This window comes from Pseudomonas sp. Marseille-Q5299 (assembly GCF_943737035.1).
GTDB lineage: Bacteria > Pseudomonadota > Gammaproteobacteria > Pseudomonadales > Pseudomonadaceae > Aquipseudomonas > Aquipseudomonas putida_E.
In genome coordinates, this window is the sequence record NZ_CALSFR010000009.1 from 15,884 (window position 1) to 39,110 (window position 23,227).

Consider the following 23,227-nt stretch of genomic DNA (forward strand, 5'->3'; position numbering starts at 1 on the left):
GTTCTCACCTGTTTGGGTCAGTTCGCGACCCGTACGCTCAGGGTGTTTGCCGTCTGGTTGCCCACCCCGGCGCTCTGATTCAGCTGGATGACCCCGCGACTACCGGTGAATGCCTGGTCACCGGTAGTGACCTGGCGATAGCCGGGTGAGGTATCAGTTGGATCGGAGCTGTTGATCAGCGCCACGTTCTGCTGCAACAGGACGCTGTCATCGATGCTTTGCGGTTGTGTACTGATGCTGATGCGCAGGGCATTGGCCTGCTGGGTGCTGGCGCCTGCGCTCTGGTTGACGCCAAGAGCGCCGCTGCCATGGCTGAAGGCGTCGCCCTGAATGCTGGCGGTGGCTCCCATGTTGGGGTCGATGATCGACTGCTGGCGTTGGCGAATCTGCGTGGTTGCATCTGCCCCGTGGCCCATCGCAAAAGCCCGGGCATTGGCCTGTTGCTGCCGGTCGCCGGCGGCCTGGTTTACGCTGAAGTTGCCTTGGTATTGCGCGCCGGAGCTGTCGATGGTGGCATTGTTGAGCACAGGAACGGGGGATTGGGCGAGGGCCGATGCACTGAACAACACGGCCATGATAGACAGCGTCTGCCTCATCTCATTTGCCTCCGGTAAGGATCTGCAGAGGGGCGAGGCCACGCTGAACACTTGAGTTGACCATGTTGGAAATACCGTTGCCCGAGCCTGTGCCACGGCCTGCTGCCAGGTTCGGTAGCTGGTTCTGGTTGCTGATGTTGCCGCCCAGGTTGTCGGTCTGCTGGGTGATCAGCGAAGAGATTCCCGTGCCACTGGTGATGTTGGCGAAGTCGCCATCGCTCAATTCGTTGCTCTGTTTGAGCACGTATGCGGATGGGTTGGCGTTGGCGGTAGTGGGGTTGGGGTCAGGCGCCAGTGGCGCACGTATCGCCATCCGAGGTTGTACATCGCGGGTGATGACGATGATGCCGTTGTCGGCCTGGACCGGCAGCGCCATGCTTGCCCCCAGTACGCAACCGACAAGCAAGAGGCGGGTAATGCCTTTATCCAGTGTGCTCACGACGGCGATTCCTTCTTCGAGCGCTGGCCTAGTTCAGCGTTGCGAGGAGGAGAGCAGGAGGCGTGCCGCTTTTGGATAAGGCTTTGAATTCAGTGGCTTGCAGAATCTAGCTGGGAGCGGCTGGAAGTTGTTGTATCAGCGCTGAGACAGATTTGCCGCCGCTCGCCGTTTTGCACGCTATGCACATTGCCTGCAGCGCTCTTTTCAACAATGTCTCACCTGCTTGACACTCCCCCGCAATTGGTGGGGAAGTGCGCAAATACGGGGGTCAACGCCCAGCGTGGTGTATCACCGGTTTAACACTCGGTGGGGCAGTGCGGCGCTGTGCCCAGCAGCAACTGTTGCACGGCACGTAATGCTGAGGCGCTACGCTGGGGCCAGTGGCCATCAATGATTTGCAGCCTTTGCCGATGGCGTTGCAGCCATTGCAGGCTGTCATCGAAGAATGCCTGGCGGTCAGCCAGGTCGGGCTGGCTGCGCTGGCCATCGGCAACCCAGTCAACCCCTTGCGGACTGAGCAGCAGATGCAGGTCGTAGTGGCGTGCAAGCAAGGCCTGTTCAAGCCAGGGTGGGCAATCCTGGAACAGCGCTTGGCTCCAGAGCATATTGCTGAGCAGGTGGGTATCGAGGATCAGCAACGGCGGCGCCATCTCCCGGGCCTGGTCTTCCCAGGCCAACTGGCCGCGGGCGATGGGGGTGATATCGGCGTAGCAGGTGTCGCGGCAGTGCTGGTCGATGAAATGCCGCACGTACTCGCTGACCACCACACCGCCAAAGTGCGCCTGGATTTCGCCGCTAAGCCAGCTTTTGCCGCTGGACTCCGGGCCGCACAGTACCAGGACCTTCATGGTTGCACCTTGCTTGGTTGCAACGCCGGATCACGGCCCCATTCCAGCCAGCCACGCACGGCGATGAGGGTCAGCACGGCAAAGAAGCCCGCCGTGAAATACAGTTGCTGGTGCAGGTACTGGCCAACATAGAACAGGTCGACCACCAACCAAAGTGGCCAGCACTGCAGGCGTTTTTGCGCCATCCACAGTTGCGCGACCAGGCTCAAGCCCGTCAGCGTAGCGTCCAGCCAAGGCAGAGCGGCGTCGGTCCAGTGGGCCATGGCTGCGCCAAGGGCAACGCTGAGCACCAGGCCCGCTGCCAGCCCGGTGAACACAGCCTTCACGGGCAGGCGCGACACTGCGCGTGCGTCCTCTACCCGGTCTGGTCGTTTCCATTGCCACCAGCCGTACAACTGCAAACCGGCGTAGGCCAGTTGCAGCAGCATCCCTGAGTACAGCTTCACCTCAAAGAACAGCCAGCCATAAATGAGCACCATCACCAGGCCGATAGGCCAGCACCAGGCGTTTTGTTTGACGGTGAGCCAGACGGCAGTGACGCCAAGCACGGCGGCGATGAGTTCGAGGCCGGACATCGGCGATCCTTGGAGAGGGTAAGGGGCGCGATTGTAGCGTGTGGGCGCAGGAAGGAGTAGAAGGCCAGCAGCACGTGCTGGCGCATGCCAGTGGGAACCGACGGGCCGGCTCCCACGAGTGTCCTCATACCCGGAACTGGCGCAGCAGTTGCTCCAACTCTTCGCTCAGGCGCCCCAGCGCCACGCCGGCATCACTGGACTGGCGCGCTGCATCGGCGGTCTGTTGCGACAACCCGGCGGTGTCCAGCACATTGCGATTGATCTCCTCAACCACATGCGACTGCTGCAAGGTCGCGCTGGCAATGGTGGCATTGAGCACGGTGAGGTTGTGCAGCGCCTGGCTGATGGCGTCCAGGCTGGAGCCGGCCTCCCGGGCTTGCTCGACTGTCTGGCGCGAAGCTTCGCTGCTGGTGTCGATGGCCTTGACCGCGGCGTCCGATTGACCTTGCAGGTGCTCGATCATGGTGTGTATCTCTGCCGTCGATTGCGCGCTGCGCTGGGCCAGCAGCCGCACCTCATCAGCCACCACCGCGAAGCCACGGCCCTGCTCGCCGGCGCGGGCCGCTTCGATGGCCGCATTGAGGGCCAGCAGGTTGGTCTGTTCGGCGATCGAGCGTATCACCTCCAGCACCCCGCCGATCTTCGTGCTGTGCCCGGCGAGGTCACGGATCACTTGTACCGCCTGCTCGATAGTTGCCGAAAGCCGGTCGATCTGCTGCAGGCTGCCATGGATCGCTTGCTGCCCGTGCTCCACCTGCTGCTGCGCTGCGCGCATTTCGCCTGCAGCCTGCTCCGCGGTCTTGGCCACGTCCTGCACCGCGTAGGTCACCTCGTTGACCGCTGTTGCCACCTGGTCCATCTGCATCGATTGCTGTGCGCTGCGTTGTTGCGCGGCACCGGCATTGTCACCGACATGCCCGGCGGACTGCGCCAACGAGTGCGCCGCGCCCTGCAGTTGGCCGACCACACGCTGCAACTTGCCGTTGAAACGGTTGAAGTGCTCGCCCAAGTGGGTGATTTCGTCACGGCCATGGGTATCCAGGCGTCGGGTCAGGTCGCTTTCGCCGCTGGCGATGTTGCCCATCGCCTGTACCGCTTCCTGCAACGGGCGCGCGATGCTGCGGGCGATGAGCATGACCACCAGAGCCATCAGCAGGGCGATACCCAGGCCCACCAGCGAGGCATGGCGCAACTGGCGGGCGAATTCAGCCTGCACATCATCGATGTACACGCCAGAGCCGATGATCCAGCCCCATGGCTTGAACAGCTGAATATAAGAAGTCTTGGCCACCGGTTCGCTGGCACCAGGCTTGGGCCAGCGGTAATTGACCGGGCCTGCGCCCTGGCTGCGGGCGAGGGCAGCCATTTCGTTGAATACGGCGAAACCGTCAGGATCGCGAATGGCGGAGAGGTCCTGGCCATCGAGCTTGGGGTTGGCCGGGTGCATGATCATTTTCGGCGCCAGGTCGTTGATCCAGAAGTAGTCGTTCTGGTCGTAGCGCAGCGCGCGCACCACCTGCAGGGCTTGTTGCTGGGCCGCATCGCGGCTGAGCGTGCCTGCGGCCTCCAGGCCTTGGTAATACGCCAGCACGCCCGCAGCGGTCTGCACCACATGGCGGGTTTTTTCCGCCTTGGCCTGGTACAGGTCGCCATGGATCTGACGCAGCATCAGCAGGCCGAGCATCACCAGCATTGCCACTGCAACCAGCAGTATCAGCCACAAACGGCGGCTGATCGACATTGACCTCAAGGTCTTCATGAACGGCACTCCCGCATTGTTCTTTTTATGAAGGTGCATCCAAGCATGCTTTGGCGCTTGGCCAAACCCGACTAATGGCTAAGTGCTAGTTAATGGCTGTGATACCGCATGCCGGGCAAGCCTTTGCAAAGCCGCTCTGCTAGGATTTCGGCCGCGCGAGATGAAACCTTTAGGCCACGTGAACTTTTCTACTGGCACGGGTCCCAACTGACGCTGTAAAAAGGCCGCGCCGCATGCGGCAATCACAAGCAAATCAAGAACAAGGGGCCTGCAAGCAGCAGCGCTCCAACCGGGGGAATGATGGATTTTTGGACTGCCTTTCAGGCAATCATCTTGGGCGTGGTCGAAGGACTGACAGAATTTTTGCCGATCTCCAGTACCGGTCACCAGATCATCGTTGCTGACCTGATCGGCTTTGGTGGCGAACGGGCCATGGCCTTCAACATCATCATTCAGTTGGCGGCCATCCTGGCGGTGGTATGGGAGTTTCGGCGCAAGATCCTCGATGTGGTGTTCGGGCTGAAAAGCCAGCCGGCGGCGCGGCGTTTCACCGCCAACCTGCTGCTGGCGTTCATGCCGGCGGTGGTGCTGGGGGTGCTGTTCGCCGACCTGATCCATGAATATCTGTTCAACCCGATCACCGTGGCGACGGCGCTGGTGATCGGCGGTGTGATCATGCTCTGGGCCGAGCGCCGCACCCACAGCGTGGCGGTCGACCACGTCGATGACATGCGCTGGTCGCATGCCTTGAAGATCGGGTTCGTGCAGTGTCTGGCGATGATCCCGGGCACCTCGCGCTCCGGCTCGACCATCATCGGCGGCCTGCTGTTCGGCCTGTCGCGCAAGGCAGCCACCGAGTTCTCGTTTTTCCTGGCAATGCCGACCATGGTCGGTGCGGCAGTGTACTCGGGTTACAAATACCGTGACCTGTTCCAGCCGAGCGATCTGCCAGTGTTCGCGATTGGCTTCGTGACTTCGTTCATCTTCGCCATGATCGCAGTGCGCGGCCTGCTCAAGTTCATCGCCAACCACAGTTATGCGGCCTTCGCCTGGTACCGCATAGCCTTCGGTTTGCTGATCCTGGCCACCTGGCAGTTCGGCTGGGTCGACTGGTCGACGGCGCACGGCTGATATGGCTCGGACACAAACGGCAGAACGGCATGCTGCGCGCAAGGTAGAGGGCGTACGCAATGTACGCCTCAAGCTGCTGATGCTTGGGGTGCTGTGCCTGCTGCCGCTGGCGGGCGCGGCGCAGATGGCCTGGAGCGGGCAGTCATGGCTGCCGTTGGCGATTTATCCCGCTGTAAGCCTGGTTACAGTTCTGCTGTATTGGCAGGATAAGCAGCAGGCCCGTACCCAGGCCTGGCGCACGCCAGAGAAGGTACTGCATGCCAGTGAGCTACTGGGTGGCTGGCCAGGTGCGCTGATCGCCCAGCAGCTTTACCGGCACAAGACCCGCAAGGCTTCATACCAGATAGTGTTCTGGGCGATTGTATTGCTGCACCAGGTGTTCTGGGTTGATCACCTGTTTCTGGGTGGGCATGTACTGTCTCTGGGGTGATGGCCTCTTACTGCCCTTCGCGGGCCCTCACATCAGCAGGCCCACCTGCAAGCGCTTCGCCAGCCGCCGCACCACCAACTGGTGCGAGCGCTGCAGCAGGTCACACAATTCTTCCCGGCCCATGGGGTAGGGCGGCGCCATGCTGATCCACCGCGCCCGTGCCAGATACGGTGCCGGGCGCACGCCTGGCCTGTCGCAGTAGCCCAGAAACAGCTCATCGGCCACCTTGAACGACAAGCCAGCCCCCGCCAGGTCGAGTACTGCGAACATCTTGTTACCGGCAACCGAAAATACCCGGATTCCGCCCCACTTGTAGTCTTCCCGTGCGCCGGGCAGCGCCAGGCAGAACGCCGCCACCTGTTCCTCGGTCATGGTCTGTCTAGACATAACGGTCTCCACACGCTTCGAACGATGCTGCCAGATGATCGATCCATACCCGTACTGCAGGCAGCAACCCACGCCGATGCGGGTAAACCGCCTGCAGATAGCCCCCCGGCAGCGACCAGTCCGGCAGCAGCCGCACCAGCTCGCCGCGTTCGAGTTCATGCTCGCAGAACATGCTCGGCAACGCAGTAAATCCCAGCCCGGCACGTACGGCGGCATTGCGCACCACAAAATCATCGATGGCCAACCGTGGCTCCAGGGCGATTTCCTGTTGGCGACCATTGGGCCCCAGCAGGCGCAAATGCACCAGCCTGTCTGCTTCAGCAGCGCCCAGTACCGGTAAGGAGGCCAGCTCGGACGGCTCACGGACATGATCGGCAAAGCCGGGCGCGGCCACCAGTTGCATCTGCGCCTGGCGCAGCCGGCGCGTGACCAGCGCCGGGTCTTCGTCGCCCAGCTCTCGCACGCGCAGGGCAACGTCGATGCCTTCGGAAATCAGGTCGACACGGCGATTGAGCAACACCATGTCCAGTTGCACCTGGGGGTACAGCTCCAGAAATCGGCTGATGACGTCCGGCAGGAACGCATGGGCCAACGCTACCGGGCAGGACACCCGCAAGCGCCCCCGCGGCTCGCTGCTCATGCTGGCCACCGCCTCGTCAGCGGCCTCGGCTTCCAGCAGCATGGCCTGGCAATGGTGCAGATAGCGTTCACCCACCGCGGTGAGCTTCAGTTGGCGCGTGGTGCGCTGCAGCAACCGCGTGCCCAACCGCTCTTCCAGTTCGGCGATGCGCCGCGACAGACGCGACTTGGGGATGCCCAGCTGGCGCCCGGCGGCGGCGAAGCCACCGGCTTCGACTACGCGAACGAAGTAGAAGAGATCGTTGAGGTCTTGCATGAGGGCTGTCTCACTGTTCTATCTGTGGGACAAACTAACGCATTTTTGCTGGCTTTTCAGCTATTCGACGGTCCGGTAGGATTCTCTCCATCGTGATCGCCCAATGCTGCGGTCTTCATTCACAGGAGAGTCCCATGAAACTGTTGCACATCGATTCGAGCATCCTGGGCGACAATTCCGCCTCGCGCCAACTGAGCCGTGAAGTGGTCCAGGCCTGGAAAGCCGCTGACCCGAGCATCGAAGTGGTCTATCGTGACCTCGCCGCCGACGCCATTGCCCACTTCTCTGCTGCCACCCTGGTTGCAGCCGGCACGCCGGAAGACGTTCGCGATGCAGCCCTTGCCTTCGAAGCCAAGCTCAGCGCCGAAACGCTGGACGAGTTTCTTGCCGCCGACGCCGTGGTGATTGGTGCGCCGATGTACAACTTCACTGTACCGACCCAGCTCAAGGCCTGGATCGACCGCGTTGCAGTGGCCGGCAAGACCTTCCGCTACACCGAGGCAGGCCCTGAAGGCCTGTGCGGTGACAAGAAAGTAGTACTGGTTTCCACCGCTGGCGGCCTGCACGCTGGCCAGCCGACCGGCGCGGGCCACGAAGACTTCCTCAAGGTGTTCCTGGGCTTCATCGGCATCACCGACCTGGAGATCGTTCGCGCCCACGGCCTGGCCTATGGCCCGGAGCACCGCAGCAAAGCCATCGATGCTGCTCAGGCGCAGATTGCCAGTGAGCTGTTCGCCACGGCATGAACAACTTGTATTAAACGAACGGCTGTCGCTTGCGCGGCGGCCGTTTTTCATGGGTAACGCTCAGCCGCGACGGCTGCGCCGCGCCAGCAACAACGTCAGGCCAACCCCAGTGAGGGCCAGCAGGGCCGCGACGCAGAATATCGACGCATAGCCAAGGTGTGCCGCCACTGCGCCCATGACCGGGCCGGCGATGGCCAATGCCATGTCGAAGAACACCGCATAGGCCCCCAGCCCGGCACCCCGGCTGCTGCTGGGCACCTGCTTGATGGCTTCAACGCCCAAGGCTGGGTACACCAGCGACAGGCCGAAACCGGTGAGGCCGGCCCCCACCAGCGCCCAGAGCGGGGAGGGCGCAAGCCACAACAGGCTCAGGCCGAGCACTTCTGTGGCCATGCAGGCAACCGCCACGTTGTAACCGCCAAAGCGGTTGACGGCGTTGACGAACAACAGCCGCGAAATGATGAAACACACACCGAAGGCACTCAGGCACAAAGCGGCGCCTGCCCATCCACGTTCCAGATAGTAAAGTGTGACGAAGGTGGTCAGGGTGCCATAGCCGATCGAAGCCAGGGTCAGCCCAAGGCCGCAAGGCGCCACACGGCTGAACGCAGACCAGAACGGCAGGCGCTCACCGCGCACCACCACCACGTCCGGGCGTTTGCGCAGCACCAGCATTGCCAGGGCGGCGAGCAGTATCAAGGCTGGGCCGAGCACGCTGAAATTCAGGCTATCGACTGCGAGCACGCCAACGGGGGCCCCGATGGCGATGGCACCATATGACGCGATGCCGTTCCAGGATATGACCCTGGCCGTATGTTCAGGCCCCACCTGGCTGATACCCCAGCTCAGGGTGGCAACGCCAATCAGGCCCTGTGCAAGCCCGAGCAGCACGCGCCCGCCAAGCAGCAGCGCCAGGCTCAGCAAGGGCGCATTCAAGGTCCAGGCCGAGGCCAGCGTCAATATTCCACAGGCCGCGATGCCCAGCAAACCGTAGCGGATCGCTTGCTTGCCGCCCAGCGTATCGGCCACACGGCCTGCGAAAGGCCGGCTGAGCAGGGTAGCCAGGTACTGCAGGCCGATGGTTACCCCGGCAATCACCGCACCGAAGCCCAGTTGGTCGTGTACATAGCTGGGCAGCACCGCGATCGGCAGGCCGATGCAGAGGAACGCGATGAAGGTGTAGAAAACGATCGAGAGGATCTGCAGGGTGATGGAGGCGTTGCTGCTGGCGGGGGCGGGCTGTGGCGCGGTCATTGGCTCGTTCGCGGGCGGGCGGTGGGCGGTGGGCGTGGCCCCATCATGGCCGTTGCGCGAAGGAAATGAAAGCAGGCTAACGAGTTATTCAAAGGGAAACCGCTCCACAGTTACTGCGTAGTACCTGTGGAGCGTGGTCGCCATATAAAGAGGCCGGCCTGGTCACCTCAAAGGGCCAGGCCGGCTAGCGACTTCAGACCAGCACACCCTGGCTGCGCAGGTAGTCGTCATAGGTGCCGCTGAAGTCCACCACACCGTCCGGCGACAGTTCGATGATGCGGGTCGCCAACGACGACACGAACTCGCGGTCATGGCTGACGAACAGCAAAGTGCCCGGGTAGTTTTCCAGCGCCAGGTTCAGCGCCTCGATCGACTCCATATCCAGGTGGTTGGTGGGTTCGTCCATCACCAGCACGTTCGGCTTCTGCAGGATCAGCTTGCCGAACAGCATGCGGCCCTGTTCACCACCGGAAATCACCTTGACCGACTTGAGGATCTCGTCGTTGGAGAACAGCATGCGCCCCAAGGTGCCACGGATGACCTGCTCACCCGAGGTCCACTGGCCCATCCAGTCGAACAGGGTCATGTCGTCTTCGAAATCGTGCGCATGGTCCTGAGCGTAGTAGCCCACTTCGGCGCTGTCGGTCCACTTCACCGAGCCTGCATCCGGCGTCATCTCGCCGACCAGGGTGCGCAGCAGGGTGGTCTTGCCGATACCGTTGGGGCCGATGATCGCTACGCGCTCGCCGGCTTCGACAGTGATGTCGAAATTCTTGAACAGCACCTTGTCGTCGAAGGCCTTGGCCATTTTTTCCACGACGACAGCCTGGCGGTGCAGCTTCTTGGTCTGCTCGAAACGGATGAACGGGCTGACCCGGCTCGAAGGCTTGACCTCGGCCAGCTGGATCTTGTCGATCTGCTTGGCACGCGAGGTTGCCTGCTTGGCTTTGGAGGCGTTGGCCGAGAAGCGGCTGACAAAGGTCTGCAGTTCAGCGATCTGGGCTTTTTTCTTGGCGTTGTCCGACAGCAACTGCTCGCGCGACTGGGTGGCCGCGGTCATGTACTCGTCGTAGTTGCCCGGGAACAGGCGCAGCTCACCGTAGTCCAGGTCAGCCATGTGAGTGCACACGCTGTTCAGGAAGTGCCGGTCGTGGGAAATGATGATCATGGTGCTGTTACGCGCCGTCAGAATCGTTTCCAGCCAGCGGATGGTGTTGATGTCCAGGTGGTTGGTCGGTTCGTCGAGCAGCAGCACGTCCGGGTCGGAGAACAGCGCCTGGGCCAGCAGTACGCGCAGTTTCCAGCCCGGGGCCACTTCACTCATCGGGCCAAAGTGCTGTTCCAGCGGAATACCCAGGCCCAGCAGCAGTTCACCGGCGCGCGATTCGGCGGTGTAGCCGTCCATTTCGGCGAATTCGGTTTCCAGCTCGGCGACGGCCATGCCGTCTTCTTCGGTCATTTCCGGCAGCGAGTAGATACGGTCACGCTCGGCCTTGACCTTCCACAGCTGGGCGTGGCCCATGATCACCGTGTCGATAACGGTGAATTCCTCGTAGGCGAACTGGTCCTGACGCAGCTTGCCCAGGCGGGTGTTCGGCTCGAGCATGACCTGACCACCGGAAGGCTCTAGGTCGCCGCCGAGGATCTTCATGAAGGTCGACTTGCCACAACCGTTGGCGCCGATCAGGCCATAGCGGTTGCCGTTGTTGAATTTGACCGAGACGTTTTCGAACAGGGGCTTGGAGCCGAACTGCATGGTGATGTTAGCGGTGGAGATCAAGGAGCTTACCTATCAATAACTTACGTGGCTTCTTCGCAGCTGCGGACCAATTTTGGACCAATCTGGAGCGTTTCCCGCTCCTGCCAGTCGTTGGACGAGTTAATCCAGCGCGCATAAGTCGATGAGAGCATCTGCACGCCATGCCCGAGCTGTTGGGCGATAAATGTGGGGTTGAGACCAGACATTGAGGGTATTGTCGCATAGGTGCGGCGGCATTGGCGCATCGCGGGCGCCGTTTTATTCATCGCGGTCTTCTTTCTGGCCGCGCAGATCGACGCTTGGCTCACAGATAAAGCCGCTTTTGGCGATGTATTCGACGGCATCGTCTTAACGACGCTCGCCGGAGGGGTGTTCTACCTGGCAGGCAGAGGGTGACCCTGGCTGGCTGACTACCCTGCAGACACTTCAGGGCTTGTACTGAATGGTGTACGACGCATCCGTTTGAGGGTCAATGGTAATCGGCATGCCGAACAGCTTCCCTTTACATTCACTGACGACGCAGCGATAAACGGACCCCTGCCTGAGCTGTGCCCACAAGCCTTCGTCATGTATCACGATACACACGACGCGGTTTTCCGGATCCTCTCTGACCTGAGCGACGTGGTGGTCCAGGTCGCAACCGAAATCGGCAGTGGTAAACTCTGGATCGTAGCCGATCAGCACACCATGCCTTTTCAGATCGTCCCTGATACGCTCAATCACGTCGTCTGCTTCTTGTTTTAGCATGATCGTTATCTCACGGTGCTTGAACATATCAAAACTCTAGCTGACCCTGCCGGTCTTCGCTGTTTATCGGTGCAACCAACGATGCACCCTCATTCCTGACATTGCCCACCGCCTTGTCTACTGGAAACCAACGAAAGTCCGCTGCCGGCCTGCAGCCCTGTTCCACGATCGCCGAAGCCCGCTCTGGTGATGTGCTTGGGGCGATCCATTCCCGGGCAAGCTCAGGGGTCAACACCAAGGGCTTTCGGTCGTGGATGTCGATCAGGCCCTCGTCCGCAGTTGCGGTGATGATAACGAACCCATCGCGCTCATCCGGCTCAATGCTCTGATGCACCTCAGCGAGCGCTGCGAAGTAGAGTGGCCCTCCATCAGCGCTGGTAATGTAGTACGGCTGCTTGCGCTTCGGCTCCGCTGGATCGGGTATCCATTCGAACCAGCCTTTGGCCGGCGCCAAGGCTCTCCCCCCCGGCCAAAGTCCTTTGAAAAACGTGCCCGTCACCACTGTCTCGGCTCGACCACCTGCCTTGGAAAACCGATAGGGGTTCGATGCCCGGAACGTCCTGCACTCGCCTTGGACGTTAAGACGTCATGCTAATGGCACAGTGGCACAGTGGCACTGAAGTCGATGGAGCGCCAACTTTCCACTTTCACTGCAAGGCAATCGATAGGAAGGAGTCGATGACTCGACTGCTGCGACGCTCGGCTAAGTAATACAAATAGGTTTCAGTGAAAACTGCGTCGCCAGCGATGCGGATGACTTTCAGGCTCGGGTCGGCAATGTATTCCGCTTCCGACACTGCGCCGATGCCGAGCTTACGAATGACCGCTTCGCGTAATGCTTCGCGGCTGCCGATTTCCATGGCAATTCGTGGGCTGACGTCAGCCTCGGCCAGAGCCTGTTCCAGTGCCAATCGGGTGGTCGATCCTTGCTCGCGACGTAGAAGAGGCTGCCCCTGCAGGGCTTGCAGCGGCACCTCATCATGCCGGGCAAACGGGTGGTCGACATGGGCGAAGAGAATGACCGGATGACGCGCGTAGCGCTGGGCGACGAATGCAGGATCGTCCTGCAGCCCCGCCAGTACACCGATGTCGCTCACGTAGTTTTCCAGATCGGCCAGCACTGAGGCTGAGTTGCCGACACGAATAGAGACATCGATCTGCGGATACTGGGCCTGGTAACGGTCAACCATTTCGATCACATGGAACGGGCCGACCGCGCCGATGCGCAGTTGCCCGCGGTTGAGCTTGCCAGCATCGCGCAGCAGGTTGGCAGCTTCGGCTTCTAGCAGCGCCAGTTGACCGGCGATGGGCAGCAATGCACGGCCCACTGTGGTCAGTTCGATACGCCGTCCGCGCCGGTGGAACAGCTCGACGTTGAATTCGCGTTCCAGGGCCTGAACCTGATTGGTGGCTGTCGGCTGGCTCAGGCCGATGGCTCTCGCTCCAGCGCTGAAGCTGGCATGGCGGGCAACGGCAAGAAACGTACGCAGTCGGGCAGATGACATCTATAGATCCTTTGAATGGAAAGCGCTCGAAAACCATATTGAACTGATGCGTTGACTGTCACATGACAGCCCTAGCTTTGGCCTCACCAAAAACAACCCTGCGGTGACGCCATGATCTCTTTTGCCAGCCTGTGCCGTTCTGCCCGCTTTATCCTGCTGCCTCTGATGTTTACTTCAGCCGTACAGGCCCAGGAGATCCTGACCGTCGGCCTGATACCTTCCGAAGACTCTCAAGCGATGATCAAAAGCAGCCAGTTGGTGCTCGACCAGCTTGAGCAGCGCTTGGGCATGCCGGTCAAACCCTTCGTTGCCACAGACTACAACGGCGTGATCGAAGCCCTGCGTGCGGGCAAATTGGATGTTGCCTACCTGGGGCCGTTCTCTTATGTGCTGGCTAAGCAGATGGCTGATGCCGAGGCGTTTGCCGTGGCCGTGACCCGTAAAACCGGCAGCAGCGCCTATCACAGCCTGATCATCGCCCGTAACGACAGTGGCATCCGCAGCCTGCAAGACCTGCACGGCAAGACATTCGCCTTTGTCGACCCCAGCTCGGCTTCGGGGCACCTGTTTCCCAAGGCGGGCCTGGAGCAGGCTGGCCACGACCCTAAAACGCTTTTCTCACGGGTGATTTTCTCTGGATCCCACGACGCGAGCATCCTCGCGGTGGAAAACCGCAAAGTGGACGCCGCAGCGGTGGCCGATCGCATCCTCGCGAGCGCGGCGCACAACGGACAGGTCAAGCAGCAGGACTTCCACGTGGTGTGGACCTCGCCGGACATTCCCGAGTCGCCGATGGTCTGGCGCAAAGGCCTCGATCCTGAGTTGCAGGCCAAATTGCGCAATGCATTCGCTGCGATCAAGGATGTCCCATGGGGCGACCAGGGCATGCTCGACGGGTTTCAGCCCACCAGCGACGCGGCCTATGACGTGGTTCGTGATACCGCCAAGGTGCTCGACCTCGACTTGCGGAGGCTGAAATGATCCGCATCCAGCAATTGGTCAAGGGCTATGCCGACAATCCGGTATTACGCGGTATCGACCTGCAGGTCGCGGCAGGCGAGTTCGTGGTGATCCTCGGCCAATCCGGTGCCGGCAAGTCCACCTTGTTGCGCTGTATCAACCGTCTGGCTCACGCTGACAGTGGCGTGCTGGAAGTCGGCGGGGTGGACGCCATGCAAGCTTCACAGCAGCGCGAACTGCGCCGGCGCGTAGCGATGATCTTCCAGCACCACAACGTGGTGCCGCGCCTTTCAGTGTTGAAGAACGTGCTGACCGGACGCCTGGCCCACTGCAGCACACTGGCCTCGCTGCTGCAGCTCTTTCGTCGAGAGGACATAGAGCTGGCCCGTGATTGCCTGAGCCGCGTCGAACTGAGCGACAAGGCCGGTGCGCGCGCAGATTCGCTATCAGGCGGGCAACTGCAGCGCGTCGGCATCGCCCGGGCGCTGGCCCAGCGTCCGGAGGTGATCCTGGCTGACGAACCGGTGGCCAGCCTAGACCCAAACACGGCACACCTGGTCATGCGTTATCTGCGCGAGGCAACCCGCACACTTGGCATCACGGTGGTGTGCAATTTGCACCAAGTGGACTTGGCACGGGCATTCGGCGACCGCATCGTGGGCCTGGCCAGTGGCCGTCTGGTATTCGACGGCCCGGCGCAGACCCTGGATGACGCCGCACTGCAGCGCATCTACCACAGTGGCGGGCCTCGTCAGGCAGGCGATTCCCCAGTGGCTGAACATCCTGTCATCGCGGCTGGCACGAGGGCCTGAACATGAATCCACGAACTCACCAATGGCTGGTGCGTACGCCGACGACATCACGCGGGTGGCTGGTCAGCGCTGTATTGCTGGCAGTGGTCCTTTGCGTGCTGCATTGGAGCGCCGAAGGTGCGCAATTGAGCTGGGGCGAGCTGGCCAGCGGCCTGCCGCAGATTGGCGACTTTCTCGGCCGCTCGCTGCCGCCGGACCTGAGTATCCTCCCAAACCTCTGGCGTCCAGCGCTGGAAACCCTGCAGATCGCGCTCTGGGGCACCCTGCTGGGGATTATCGGTGCCATCCCGCTGGGCTTGCTTGCCGCGCGCAACCTTCACGACAAGCGTTGGCTGTATCAGGGCACCCGGCAACTGCTCAACGTGATTCGTAGCATTAACGAACTGATCCTGGCGCTTGTGTTCGTTTCCGCGGTGGGCCTAGGCCCGTTCCCTGGCGTGCTGGCCCTAGCGCTGCACGGTGTGGGCATGCTCGGTAAGTTCTTCGCGGAAAGTATCGAGGAAATCGACCAGGGCCCGATCGAGGCATTGCAGGCAACGGGCGCTCGACCGCTGCAGGTGATTGTCTTCGGTGTATTACCGCAAGTGATTACAGCCTGGATTGCGGTGGTGCTGTACCGCTTCGAGGTCAACCTACGCTCGGCGACGGTGCTGGGCATGGTCGGCGCGGGTGGCGTCGGCTTTGAGCTGGTAAGCAGCCTGAAGCTGTTCAAGTACCAGGAAACCGCCACCTGTATTCTGCTGATTACCTTGATGGTGGTGCTCGCCGACCTGCTTTCCAGCCGCCTGCGCCAAGCCATCCAGGGCTCGGCTCGTCACTGATTTTTCCGCTCCCCACCAACAACAAGGAACTGCCTATGCGTGCCGGTTTCCACAATCCTGTCTCGACCGTATTCGGCGCTGGCACGCATCGCCGAGCTGTGCCCAAGCAAAGTCGCTTTAGTAACGTTTCCGGAAGCCGCGCAGCTAGGGCTGCACCATGTAATCGGTTGAGCCGATAGCGACCTTCAAACAATCGATTTGAGCTATATAACCGTGGCGCTGAATATGACCACACCTTCCAACAACAATAAAACCAAGGAGTCGTCATGACTGCTCGTTTCCACAACCCGGTCGATACGCGCTACGGCTATGGCAGCCTGAAGGAACTGGTTTCCCTCACAGACCATCAAAAAGTCGCGCTGGTCATTTTTCCGGAAGCTCGTAGCCTGGGTCTCTTGGAACGTATTCAGGGTCTGCTGGGCGATCGCTTGGTATACCTCATCGAAGATGTGCAGCCTAACCCAGATGTGGCTCAGTTGCGCGGCACTTATGAGCGCTTCTGGCGCGAGGCTGCAGACTGTGAAACCGTAATCGCCGTTGGTGGGGGTAGCGCCATTGACACTGCGAAAGCGTTGATCGTAGGCACCGAAAGCGGCACCTTTGATGAGTTGCTGCGATTGCTGGCAACAGGTAAGCCTTTCGTGCCTGCTTGGACTAAGGCACTTATCGCAGTACCTACTACCGCGGGAACTGGCAGTGAAGTAACCCCGTGGGCGACGATCTGGGATAACGCGAGCCAGAAGAAGTACTCGCTGCACCTGGACTGCACCTGGCCCAAGGTTGCTATCGTTGACCCAGAATTGATGTTGACCGTGCCGGCTGGCGTTACTGTCTCAACCGGCTTAGACGCGTTGTCTCATGCGCTGGAATCGATTTGGAATGTCAATGCCAATCCAGTCTCGGATAACTTCGCCATTTCCGCCATCCACGACATCCTTGAGTGCTTGCCGCAGCTCTATCGCGATCTCTCCAATAAGGAGTTGCGTTCGCGCATGGCGCTGGCTGCGCTTAAGGCTGGTATGGCTTTCTCTAATACCAAAACGGCACTTGCCCACTCCATTTCTTACGAAATGACCCTGCGTTATGGGCTACCTCATGGCATCGCCTGTTCCTTCACACTGCCGCTGGTCCTGGGCTTGGCCTGGGGCCGGGATGAAGCGCGCGACCGTACCCTGCAACAAGTATTTGGCAGCGACCTCAGTACCGCGCAGTCGCAACTGCGTGCGTTCCTTCACGCTTTGCAGGTAAAGACCGAGTTTACCGACTATGGCGTGTCGGCCAAGGAGGCGGAAGAAATTATCGCGTTTGCCATGCAAGGCGCGCGAGGCAAGAACTTCATCGGCGCTCAAGCCGCCTAGGAACGAATTTCCATTAGCTGCGGCGTTTGTTGCAGCGGTTTCCTGATGCACCAAAAAAGAGTGCCACCCCCGCCTGTTAACGGCTGGTGGGAACGAACAAAAAGGAAAACATCATGAATCGTGCCGACACCCTGTCCGCTCTTGCAGTGCCGACGTCATCCTTCCGCGTGGCTCAATGGCGCATGCTATTGGCTGCTATGTTGTGCTACCTATTCTTCTATACCGGGCGACAAACCTTCGGTTTTGCCATCCCCGGCATTCAGGCTGAGTTTGGTTTTACCAAAGAAACCCTGGGCTGGGCATCGGCCGTCATGCTGTGGGCGTATGCCATCGGTCAGGCCATTAATGGCAATCTCGCCGATAAGTTCGGCGGCCGGCGCATCATGAGTCTGGGCGCGGTACTGTCCTGTGGCGCCAACTGGGTAACCAGTTTCGCCGGCGGCCTCGCCAGCCTGATCCTGCCATGGGGTATCAACGGTTACTTCCAAGCTTTGGGCTGGGCGCCGGGTAGCCGCTTGCTGTCGAACTGGTGGAGCGCCGGCGAACGCGGCAAGGTCTATGGCTTCTATGTATTCGCCGCCGGCTGTGCATCGGTACTGTCGTACATCACCTCGATCGTTGTCCTGGAGGTCTTCCAGCTCGAGTGGCGGTGGATCTTCCGGCTGCCAGTATTGTTGATGCTGGCAGGTGGCATCCTGTTCTACCTGGTCGCTCGTGAACGTCCGCAGGACCTCGGCTTTGAACCACTTGCCGACACCGGTGTGGCCAATGCTGGCGATAAGGACCACGAAGTTGCCGACGGTGAAGTGGAAACTTCGGCGCAGCGTTACAAAGCTGTGCTGAAAAACTTCCGTCTGATTATTGCGGCTGTATCCCTTGGCTTCCAGAACGCCGCCCGCTATGGCTTGATCGTCTGGGTGCCGGTGCACTTCATGGGCGCTGACTGGAAACATGGTGACGGCTTCATCGACCCTAAATGGATCACCGTTGCATTGCCGGTAGGCATGGCAGTCGGTGCACTGAGCAATGGTTGGGTATCCGACAAGCTGTTTGGCTCCAAGCGTTATCTGGCGATCATGCTCTACATGTTCCTCGGCGCTGCAACCAGCCTGTGGATGTGGAGTCTGCCTTCCCACAGCGGTATTGGTCTGGTAGCCCTGTTCCTTTGCGGCTTCTTCGTCTACGGCCCTGCTTCCAGCTTCTGGGCACTGTGCCCTGATCTAGTCGGTGCCAAACGTGCTGGCACAGCCACCGGGATCATGAACTTTTCTTCCTACCTGTTCGCAGGCTTGGCAGAGCCGCTAATTGGTTCAATGCTCGACAGCACCGGTAACACTTCGCTGATCTTTATCGTAGTGACTGCGGCCTGTCTTTCCAGCGCAACCGTAGCCCTGTTCATCCGGCGCTGAAGCTTGCAACTTGTACGCTGACTCGCTTATCTAGGCGCCTCATATGTATCAACACAATGAGTGGTTCCGCTCCTTCCATACCGTGGCAAGTACGGGCAGTTTCGCCCTCGCCGCTGAGTACCTCAGCGTCGGTCGGCCGACTGTAAGCGAACAAGTCGGTGCTCTTGAGGAGAAATTCGCGGTGGAGCTTTTCCACCGCGACGGGCGCTGGTGTTGCGCGTATCACAATCGCGGACCCGGCAGCGGCTCGAAGACTATTGCCAGCAGCACGGTGTAACACTCAACTGCGTGATGCAATTGAACAGTCGTGAGGCGATAACTCACGCGATCATGCAAAACATTGGTATCGGTTTCGTCTCTGTTGTGGAATATATCGCGTTACCCGGAGCATGTCCGGTGAGCTTTATCGATGAGCCGCTACATATTGAGTACTACTTATGCTGTCTGCGCATTTGTCGTCAACGATCACTGATTGAAAACTTTTCAGTGATGCGAGTGCTGAACAGCTATTGCGTTAAAACCTGTATACAGCCCTGTAGCATGGCTAATGATCTTCGGGGTTGATCATTAAAAACTAAGTGGAGTATCAATATGAACTACGAACAACCGAATCAACTTAAAGCTGTCGTTCTGGACTGGGCTGGCACTGTTGTAGATTTCGGCTCTTTCGCGCCGACTCAGATTTTTGTCGAAGCCTTTGGCGAGTTCGGTGTTGCAGTTACTCTTGAAGAAGCCCGTGGCCCAATGGGCATGGGCAAATGGGATCATATCCGTACTCTTTGCGATGTGCCGGAAATTGCCGAACGTTATCGCGCGGCCTTCGGACGTACTCCGACTGACGACGACGTGACCGCCATCTATGAGCGCTTCATGCCGCTGCAGATCGAAAAGATTGCGGTGCACTCGGCATTGATTCCAGGCGCTCTGGATGCCATCGCCACGCTGCGTAGCAAAGGTCTGAAAATCGGTTCGTGCTCCGGTTATCCCGCGGTGGTCATGCAGAAGGTCGTCGATCTGGCCCGTGAGAACGGCTATGTCACTGACCATGTGGTAGCTACCGACGAAGTGCCGAACGGTCGTCCTTATCCCGCACAAGCGCTGGCTAACGTGATCGCCTTAGGTATCGACGACGTCGCGGCCTGCGTGAAGGTTGACGACACCTGGCCAGGTATCCTCGAAGGTCGCAGCGCAGGCATGTGGACGGTGGCGCTGACCTGTTCGGGTAACGCTCTCGGCTTGACCTATGACCAATACAAATCCTTGTCTTTGGAGGTCCTGGCAGAAGAGCGCGCGCGTATTGTCAAGATGTTCGAAGGCTCGCGTCCGCACTACCTGATCGACACCATCGCCGACCTGCCGGCAGTGATCGAAGACATCAACAAGCGTCTGGAACGCGGTGAAATGCCACAATCGAGCTAAGTGTGAATTAGTTCGCAGGGCGCTGCCTGCTTCTGCTCCTGGCAGCAGCAGGCAGCATTTTACAGAAGGACATTCACATGACCAATGCTGTAAGTGTCAATGGAACCAAATATAGCTGGCCAAAGCGACCGATTGTCGTTATTTGCATCGATGGCAGCGATCAGAGTTACTTACAGCGTTGTCTCGGACAGGCCTCGATACCCGGCATTCAAAACTTTATCAAACAAGGCTTTTCCAGGGCGGTTAATGGTTTGATATCTTTATTCACCTGCACAAGCAACATGTCTATCATCACGGGGAGACCTCCGCCCAAACACGGCATTTCCGGTAACTACTATCTGGATATCGAGACGTGGCGACCTGTGGTGAAGGCCGGCCCGGAATTGCTGCGTTGCGACACCGTTCTTGCCGGCTTTGCTCACGCCGGCGCCACTGTGGTGTCCGTCAACGCCGAAGAAAAATGGCGTCGACAGCTGGGCAAAGGCCTAACTGCCGGCCCTGGCCAAATCAGTTTTTCCGCAGAAGCCGCACGCCCCTGCACCTTGCATGAAAAACCGAGTGCCGTGGCAACGCCAGTCCAGAAGCCATCATGGCAAGGATCGGCGCCATCGACGGGGTTGAACCAATCTTGAACAAATCTGGAGGGTTTGCATGGCACCGGTAATGTGCCCAGGGTGGATTGTCCGAAGCCACTTTCCCTGTGATTATCAATCGCCCGCTGAACAATAAAATACCGCATGCGTGCTGCGGCGCGTGTTCTAAATTATTATCACGTGTTTGACCTGGCTGTAGATGTAATGCAGCAACTAACATGCTTGTGAACGCCGAAAATCTTTATTTGCCTTACTCAACCGTTTGTTCGCCGAAACCTGATTGTATGGGCTGCCACCAGCGCACCCGTGTGCTTGGGTGTATTACTCAACGTAGAGATCAAACAATAATGAAAACAAGACCTCATCACTACCTGAAAACCGCAGCGTGCATAACCCTGGTGCCATGTGCATCTAGCGCCTTCGCGGACTTTATCGGTGACAGTAAAGGTTCACTGGAGCTGCGAAATTTTTATTACAGCCGCGACTTTCGCGATGGTGCTCCGAGTCAATCAAAGCGCGAGGAGTGGGCTCAAGGTTTTATCCTGAACCTACAGTCGGGTTTTACCGATGGTACGGTTGGTTTTGGTGTCGACGCGATCGGGATGCTCGGGTTGAAACTTGATTCCAGCCCAGCCCGCACCGGCACAGGTTTGCTGCCGCGTGGGTCCGAGAAACGCGCTGAAGATGATTATTCAAAGCTGGCAGTAACCGCCAAGGCACGCTTTGCGCAATCAGAGTTGCGTATTGGTGGGTTGAATCCGGTACTGCCACTGTTGTCGTCGAACAATAGCCGCTTGTTGCCCCAGGTATTTAATGGTGCCCATCTTGTCTCTAAGGACATTACCGGCCTGAACGTTACGGCGGGACAGGTCGACTCAGTTAAGCAGCGAGATTCATCCAGTTCCGATGATCTCACATTGACCTCCCAGTTTGGAGGTTACGCTGCAGTAACTGGTGACCACTATTCCTATGGTGGCCTGGACTATCAGGTGCTCCCCAACCTGACACTTTCTTATCATCTGAGTGAGCTTGATGATATTGTTCGCCGGGACTATCTGGGGATAAAGTTCCACACGCCGCTAGGCGCAGGTAAAGCCTTTGTCGAAGCCCGCTACTTTGACGCTCGTGAAACCGGACGCAAGCTTGTCGGCGAGGTGGAGAACCGCACATTCAGTAGCAACATGGGCTACACCATTGCTGGGCACACCCTGAGCGGTGGTTATCAAAAGAGCTCTGGCGATACTGCGTTTCCCTATATTTCCGGTACCGATACCTACCTGTTTGCCGAAATGCTAGTGAGCACCTTCTCGTTGGCCAATGAACAGGCTATCTACGCGGGGTACGGGTACGACTTCGCTGCACTGGGTATCCCTGGCCTGACGTTCAACTTGCGTTATGTCAAGGGTGACGGCGTTGACCCGACCAACATCAAGACATCCAAGTCTGCCGCGTTGCGAGCCCTGGATGAAGAGGGGCATGAGTGGGAGCGCAGCACCGATATCATCTACGTTGTTCAATCCGGTCCACTGAAGAATTTTTCGCTTCGGTGGCGAAACGCGACCAATCGTTCAAACTATGCGGACAGTGGCGATGAAAACCGGGTGATCGCCAGTTATGTGATAAATTTCTAAATTATGGGCTGTCGATTCTGCTTTGCATGCATTGGCCGCGTGCTGCTGTAAAACAAACGTTTCCCTCTAGGTCGTCGACCCTTTGCGTGCCAATCCCCCCTCGTAGAAAATACGTGGATGGTCGGCGACCTCTTTTTAATCAGAAAAACGGTCTATGCTATAGGCAAGGACCCTATCATCTGGCCCTTGCGGGTATATGCCTTTTGGATTGACGATCAGATGCTCTAACAAAGAGATTAAACATGTATCAGTATCATAAATGGCTACGTTCGTTTCATGCTGTCGCACGTACAGGAAGTTTTACCCTGGCGTCGGAATACTTGAGCGTGGGCCAATCTACCATCAGTGAGCAAGTCAGCGCACTGGAGAAAAAATTTTCCGTAGAGCTGTTTCACCGGCGCGGCCGATATATCGAGCTAAGTGCTTCCGGACATATGCTATACGATATAACGCAGGGCTTGTTTGGGCAGGAAGATGAAGCGATCCAGTTGTTGCAGAGTTTTCGTCAGCGCAAGCACGGGATGTTGCGGATTGGTGCCGTTTCACCGCCGATTGCCATGAGCCTCACCTATTCGCTGATGCAGAAGCATCCAGACGTAGAATTGGAAACTTCGTTCACAACGGAAACGGGAACGCTTGACCGGCTGTATAACTTTGATATTGATATTGCCATATTGGCGTTGTCCGAGTTTGACCCTCGCCTTAGTACCCAGTTGTATCGGACCTGTCCGATTCTGGCGGTAGTGCGAGATGACCACCCGTGGGCAAGCCAGGACGTAGTAAGTGTAAAAGATATTGTTGGCCAACCTGTAGTACTACGGGAGGAGGGTTCGCGCACAAGGCAATTAGTGGAGGAGGGCTGCGCGGCTCATGACGTAAAACTTAACTGCACGATGCAGCTAAACAGTCGAGAAGCTATTGTTCATGCGGTCGTTCATGGCATCGGGGTGGGATTCGTATCATCAGTGGAGTATGCAGATCGGCCCGGGACCAAGGCGATCGCCTTTGTCGAACAACCTTTTACCATCAGCTATTACCTCTGCTGCCTGCAAACCCGTCGCAACCGGCCGATGATTTCCGAACTGTTTGAGGAGAGCGCCCAGCCACCGGTCCAGTAGCTCGCACCCTTTTGCCGTCGTATCGCTCCAGCCGT

General features: G+C 59.0%; 23 protein-coding genes and 4 pseudogenes. 13 read left to right on the top strand and 14 right to left on the bottom strand.

Going from position 1 to position 23,227, the window contains the following annotated elements; all coding sequences use genetic code 11:
- Positions 1 to 17: 17 nt before the first annotated feature.
- The 6 genes and pseudogenes from fapB to NGJ21_RS26185 form a co-directional block, all read right to left on the bottom strand.
- The gene (fapB, locus tag NGJ21_RS22590) at positions 18 to 596 is read right to left on the bottom strand and encodes a fibril amyloid subunit FapB (protein ID WP_174141154.1); all 579 of its coding nucleotides are present in this window, start codon (positions 594 to 596) and stop codon (positions 18 to 20) included.
- Between the two features lies 1 nt (position 597).
- Positions 598 to 1,035, bottom strand: a complete 438-nt coding sequence (gene fapA, locus NGJ21_RS22595; RefSeq protein ID WP_046786121.1) for a functional amyloid chaperone FapA — start codon at positions 1,033 to 1,035, stop codon at positions 598 to 600.
- A gap of 296 nt (positions 1,036 to 1,331) precedes the next feature.
- Positions 1,332 to 1,883: an AAA family ATPase gene (locus NGJ21_RS22600; protein WP_251962698.1), complete on the bottom strand. Its 552-nt coding sequence runs from the start codon at positions 1,881 to 1,883 to the stop codon at positions 1,332 to 1,334.
- Complete coding sequence (gene pnuC, locus NGJ21_RS22605) at positions 1,880 to 2,458, bottom strand: nicotinamide riboside transporter PnuC (RefSeq protein ID WP_046786123.1); 579 nt, start codon at positions 2,456 to 2,458, stop codon at positions 1,880 to 1,882. The genes NGJ21_RS22600 and pnuC overlap by 4 nt, the downstream gene beginning before the upstream one ends.
- 124 nt (positions 2,459 to 2,582) lie before the next feature.
- Positions 2,583 to 3,323 carry a methyl-accepting chemotaxis protein gene (locus tag NGJ21_RS26180; protein ID WP_410003555.1) on the bottom strand — a complete coding sequence of 247 codons (741 nt, stop codon included), beginning with the start codon at positions 3,321 to 3,323 and terminating at the stop codon, positions 2,583 to 2,585.
- Between the two features lie 132 nt (positions 3,324 to 3,455).
- Positions 3,456 to 4,256, bottom strand: a pseudogene (locus NGJ21_RS26185) (cache domain-containing protein); the annotation flags it as partial.
- Between the two features lie 261 nt (positions 4,257 to 4,517).
- Here NGJ21_RS26185 and NGJ21_RS22615 point away from each other — a divergent pair.
- Positions 4,518 to 5,348: an undecaprenyl-diphosphate phosphatase gene (locus NGJ21_RS22615; protein ID WP_012314606.1), complete on the top strand. Its 831-nt coding sequence runs from the start codon at positions 4,518 to 4,520 to the stop codon at positions 5,346 to 5,348.
- Position 5,349: 1 nt separating this feature from the next.
- Positions 5,350 to 5,778 (top strand): DUF1294 domain-containing protein, encoded by a 429-nt coding sequence (locus tag NGJ21_RS22620; RefSeq protein WP_237858516.1) that lies wholly within the window; start codon positions 5,350 to 5,352, stop codon positions 5,776 to 5,778.
- Between the two features lie 27 nt (positions 5,779 to 5,805).
- On the opposite strand, the gene NGJ21_RS22625 is transcribed toward NGJ21_RS22620, so the two are convergent.
- Positions 5,806 to 6,150: an MmcQ/YjbR family DNA-binding protein gene (locus NGJ21_RS22625; protein WP_371316860.1), complete on the bottom strand. Its 345-nt coding sequence runs from the start codon at positions 6,148 to 6,150 to the stop codon at positions 5,806 to 5,808.
- A gap of 7 nt (positions 6,151 to 6,157) precedes the next feature.
- A complete protein-coding gene (locus NGJ21_RS22630; RefSeq protein WP_046786126.1) occupies positions 6,158 to 7,060 on the bottom strand; it encodes a LysR substrate-binding domain-containing protein in 903 nt (300 codons plus the stop codon).
- A 134-nt stretch (positions 7,061 to 7,194) separates the two neighbouring features.
- Between NGJ21_RS22630 and NGJ21_RS22635 the strand changes: the two genes are divergently transcribed.
- Entirely contained in the window at positions 7,195 to 7,806 is a 612-nt protein-coding gene (locus NGJ21_RS22635; RefSeq protein ID WP_115274714.1) for an FMN-dependent NADH-azoreductase, read from the top strand.
- A 60-nt stretch (positions 7,807 to 7,866) separates the two neighbouring features.
- Here NGJ21_RS22635 and NGJ21_RS22640 read toward each other — a convergent pair whose 3' ends face one another.
- From NGJ21_RS22640 to NGJ21_RS22665, 6 genes and pseudogenes are all read right to left on the bottom strand, one after another.
- Positions 7,867 to 9,060, bottom strand: a complete 1,194-nt coding sequence (locus tag NGJ21_RS22640; protein WP_237858514.1) for an MFS transporter — start codon at positions 9,058 to 9,060, stop codon at positions 7,867 to 7,869.
- A 193-nt stretch (positions 9,061 to 9,253) separates the two neighbouring features.
- A complete protein-coding gene (locus tag NGJ21_RS22645; protein WP_012314600.1) occupies positions 9,254 to 10,840 on the bottom strand; it encodes an ABC-F family ATPase in 1,587 nt (528 codons plus the stop codon).
- A 20-nt stretch (positions 10,841 to 10,860) separates the two neighbouring features.
- Positions 10,861 to 11,055 (bottom strand): annotated as a pseudogene (locus NGJ21_RS22650) (site-specific integrase); the annotation flags it as partial.
- A 190-nt stretch (positions 11,056 to 11,245) separates the two neighbouring features.
- On the bottom strand, positions 11,246 to 11,593 hold the full coding sequence (locus NGJ21_RS22655) for a hypothetical protein (protein ID WP_231386186.1): 348 nt from the start codon (positions 11,591 to 11,593) through the stop codon (positions 11,246 to 11,248).
- Position 11,594: 1 nt separating this feature from the next.
- Positions 11,595 to 12,080: pseudogene (locus tag NGJ21_RS22660) on the bottom strand (SOS response-associated peptidase family protein); the annotation flags it as partial.
- A 133-nt stretch (positions 12,081 to 12,213) separates the two neighbouring features.
- Positions 12,214 to 13,071: a LysR substrate-binding domain-containing protein gene (locus NGJ21_RS22665; protein ID WP_174141158.1), complete on the bottom strand. Its 858-nt coding sequence runs from the start codon at positions 13,069 to 13,071 to the stop codon at positions 12,214 to 12,216.
- 165 nt (positions 13,072 to 13,236) lie between these two features.
- On the opposite strand from NGJ21_RS22665, the gene phnD reads away from it, so the two are divergent.
- The 10 genes and pseudogenes from phnD to NGJ21_RS22715 all read left to right on the top strand — a co-directional run bounded on the left by phnD (position 13,237) and on the right by NGJ21_RS22715 (position 23,192).
- Positions 13,237 to 14,052 carry a phosphonate ABC transporter substrate-binding protein gene (gene phnD / locus NGJ21_RS22670; RefSeq protein WP_251962699.1) on the top strand — a complete coding sequence of 272 codons (816 nt, stop codon included), beginning with the start codon at positions 13,237 to 13,239 and terminating at the stop codon, positions 14,050 to 14,052.
- The gene (gene phnC / locus NGJ21_RS22675) at positions 14,049 to 14,843 is read left to right on the top strand and encodes a phosphonate ABC transporter ATP-binding protein (RefSeq protein WP_174141159.1); all 795 of its coding nucleotides are present in this window, start codon (positions 14,049 to 14,051) and stop codon (positions 14,841 to 14,843) included. Before phnD ends, phnC begins: the two co-directional genes overlap by 4 nt.
- Before the next feature lie 2 nt (positions 14,844 to 14,845).
- The gene (gene phnE, locus NGJ21_RS22680; protein WP_174141160.1) at positions 14,846 to 15,664 is read left to right on the top strand and encodes a phosphonate ABC transporter, permease protein PhnE; all 819 of its coding nucleotides are present in this window, start codon (positions 14,846 to 14,848) and stop codon (positions 15,662 to 15,664) included.
- A 266-nt stretch (positions 15,665 to 15,930) separates the two neighbouring features.
- On the top strand, positions 15,931 to 17,022 hold the full coding sequence (gene psrA / locus NGJ21_RS22685; RefSeq protein ID WP_115274721.1) for an iron-containing alcohol dehydrogenase PsrA: 1,092 nt from the start codon (positions 15,931 to 15,933) through the stop codon (positions 17,020 to 17,022).
- A 113-nt stretch (positions 17,023 to 17,135) separates the two neighbouring features.
- Positions 17,136 to 18,431, top strand: coding sequence for an MFS transporter (locus NGJ21_RS22690; protein ID WP_115274722.1), 1,296 nt, complete (start codon positions 17,136 to 17,138; stop codon positions 18,429 to 18,431).
- A gap of 43 nt (positions 18,432 to 18,474) precedes the next feature.
- Positions 18,475 to 18,995: pseudogene (locus NGJ21_RS22695) on the top strand (LysR family transcriptional regulator).
- A gap of 27 nt (positions 18,996 to 19,022) precedes the next feature.
- A complete protein-coding gene (gene phnX, locus NGJ21_RS22700) occupies positions 19,023 to 19,850 on the top strand; it encodes a phosphonoacetaldehyde hydrolase (RefSeq protein WP_125924089.1) in 828 nt (275 codons plus the stop codon).
- A gap of 77 nt (positions 19,851 to 19,927) precedes the next feature.
- Positions 19,928 to 20,482: an alkaline phosphatase family protein gene (locus tag NGJ21_RS22705; protein ID WP_174141161.1), complete on the top strand. Its 555-nt coding sequence runs from the start codon at positions 19,928 to 19,930 to the stop codon at positions 20,480 to 20,482.
- 308 nt (positions 20,483 to 20,790) lie between these two features.
- A complete protein-coding gene (locus NGJ21_RS22710) occupies positions 20,791 to 22,074 on the top strand; it encodes an OprD family porin (protein ID WP_251962783.1) in 1,284 nt (427 codons plus the stop codon).
- 242 nt (positions 22,075 to 22,316) lie between these two features.
- Complete coding sequence (locus tag NGJ21_RS22715; protein WP_125924091.1) at positions 22,317 to 23,192, top strand: LysR substrate-binding domain-containing protein; 876 nt, start codon at positions 22,317 to 22,319, stop codon at positions 23,190 to 23,192.
- Positions 23,193 to 23,227 lie beyond the last annotated feature (35 nt).

What these genes read in the sequence shown, in the direction of transcription:
- fapB (WP_174141154.1), bottom strand. Translation starts at nt 596, where the DNA reads ATGAGGCAGACGCTGTCTATCATGGCCGTGTTGTTCAGTGCATCGGCC.
- NGJ21_RS22600 (WP_251962698.1), bottom strand. Translation starts at nt 1,883, where the DNA reads ATGAAGGTCCTGGTACTGTGCGGCCCGGAGTCCAGCGGCAAAAGCTGG.
- pnuC (WP_046786123.1), bottom strand. Translation starts at nt 2,458, where the DNA reads ATGTCCGGCCTCGAACTCATCGCCGCCGTGCTTGGCGTCACTGCCGTC.
- NGJ21_RS26180 (WP_410003555.1), bottom strand. Translation starts at nt 3,323, where the DNA reads ATGCAGATGGACCAGGTGGCAACAGCGGTCAACGAGGTGACCTACGCG.
- NGJ21_RS22615 (WP_012314606.1), top strand. Translation starts at nt 4,518, where the DNA reads ATGGATTTTTGGACTGCCTTTCAGGCAATCATCTTGGGCGTGGTCGAA.
- NGJ21_RS22620 (WP_237858516.1), top strand. Translation starts at nt 5,350, where the DNA reads ATGGCTCGGACACAAACGGCAGAACGGCATGCTGCGCGCAAGGTAGAG.
- NGJ21_RS22625 (WP_371316860.1), bottom strand. Translation starts at nt 6,150, where the DNA reads ATGACCGAGGAACAGGTGGCGGCGTTCTGCCTGGCGCTGCCCGGCGCA.
- NGJ21_RS22630 (WP_046786126.1), bottom strand. Translation starts at nt 7,060, where the DNA reads ATGCAAGACCTCAACGATCTCTTCTACTTCGTTCGCGTAGTCGAAGCC.
- NGJ21_RS22635 (WP_115274714.1), top strand. Translation starts at nt 7,195, where the DNA reads ATGAAACTGTTGCACATCGATTCGAGCATCCTGGGCGACAATTCCGCC.
- NGJ21_RS22640 (WP_237858514.1), bottom strand. Translation starts at nt 9,060, where the DNA reads ATGACCGCGCCACAGCCCGCCCCCGCCAGCAGCAACGCCTCCATCACC.
- NGJ21_RS22655 (WP_231386186.1), bottom strand. Translation starts at nt 11,593, where the DNA reads ATGTTCAAGCACCGTGAGATAACGATCATGCTAAAACAAGAAGCAGAC.
- NGJ21_RS22665 (WP_174141158.1), bottom strand. Translation starts at nt 13,071, where the DNA reads ATGTCATCTGCCCGACTGCGTACGTTTCTTGCCGTTGCCCGCCATGCC.
- phnD (WP_251962699.1), top strand. Translation starts at nt 13,237, where the DNA reads ATGTTTACTTCAGCCGTACAGGCCCAGGAGATCCTGACCGTCGGCCTG.
- phnC (WP_174141159.1), top strand. Translation starts at nt 14,049, where the DNA reads ATGATCCGCATCCAGCAATTGGTCAAGGGCTATGCCGACAATCCGGTA.
- phnE (WP_174141160.1), top strand. Translation starts at nt 14,846, where the DNA reads ATGAATCCACGAACTCACCAATGGCTGGTGCGTACGCCGACGACATCA.
- psrA (WP_115274721.1), top strand. Translation starts at nt 15,931, where the DNA reads ATGACTGCTCGTTTCCACAACCCGGTCGATACGCGCTACGGCTATGGC.
- NGJ21_RS22690 (WP_115274722.1), top strand. Translation starts at nt 17,136, where the DNA reads ATGAATCGTGCCGACACCCTGTCCGCTCTTGCAGTGCCGACGTCATCC.
- phnX (WP_125924089.1), top strand. Translation starts at nt 19,023, where the DNA reads ATGAACTACGAACAACCGAATCAACTTAAAGCTGTCGTTCTGGACTGG.
- NGJ21_RS22705 (WP_174141161.1), top strand. Translation starts at nt 19,928, where the DNA reads ATGACCAATGCTGTAAGTGTCAATGGAACCAAATATAGCTGGCCAAAG.
- NGJ21_RS22710 (WP_251962783.1), top strand. Translation starts at nt 20,791, where the DNA reads ATGAAAACAAGACCTCATCACTACCTGAAAACCGCAGCGTGCATAACC.
- NGJ21_RS22715 (WP_125924091.1), top strand. Translation starts at nt 22,317, where the DNA reads ATGTATCAGTATCATAAATGGCTACGTTCGTTTCATGCTGTCGCACGT.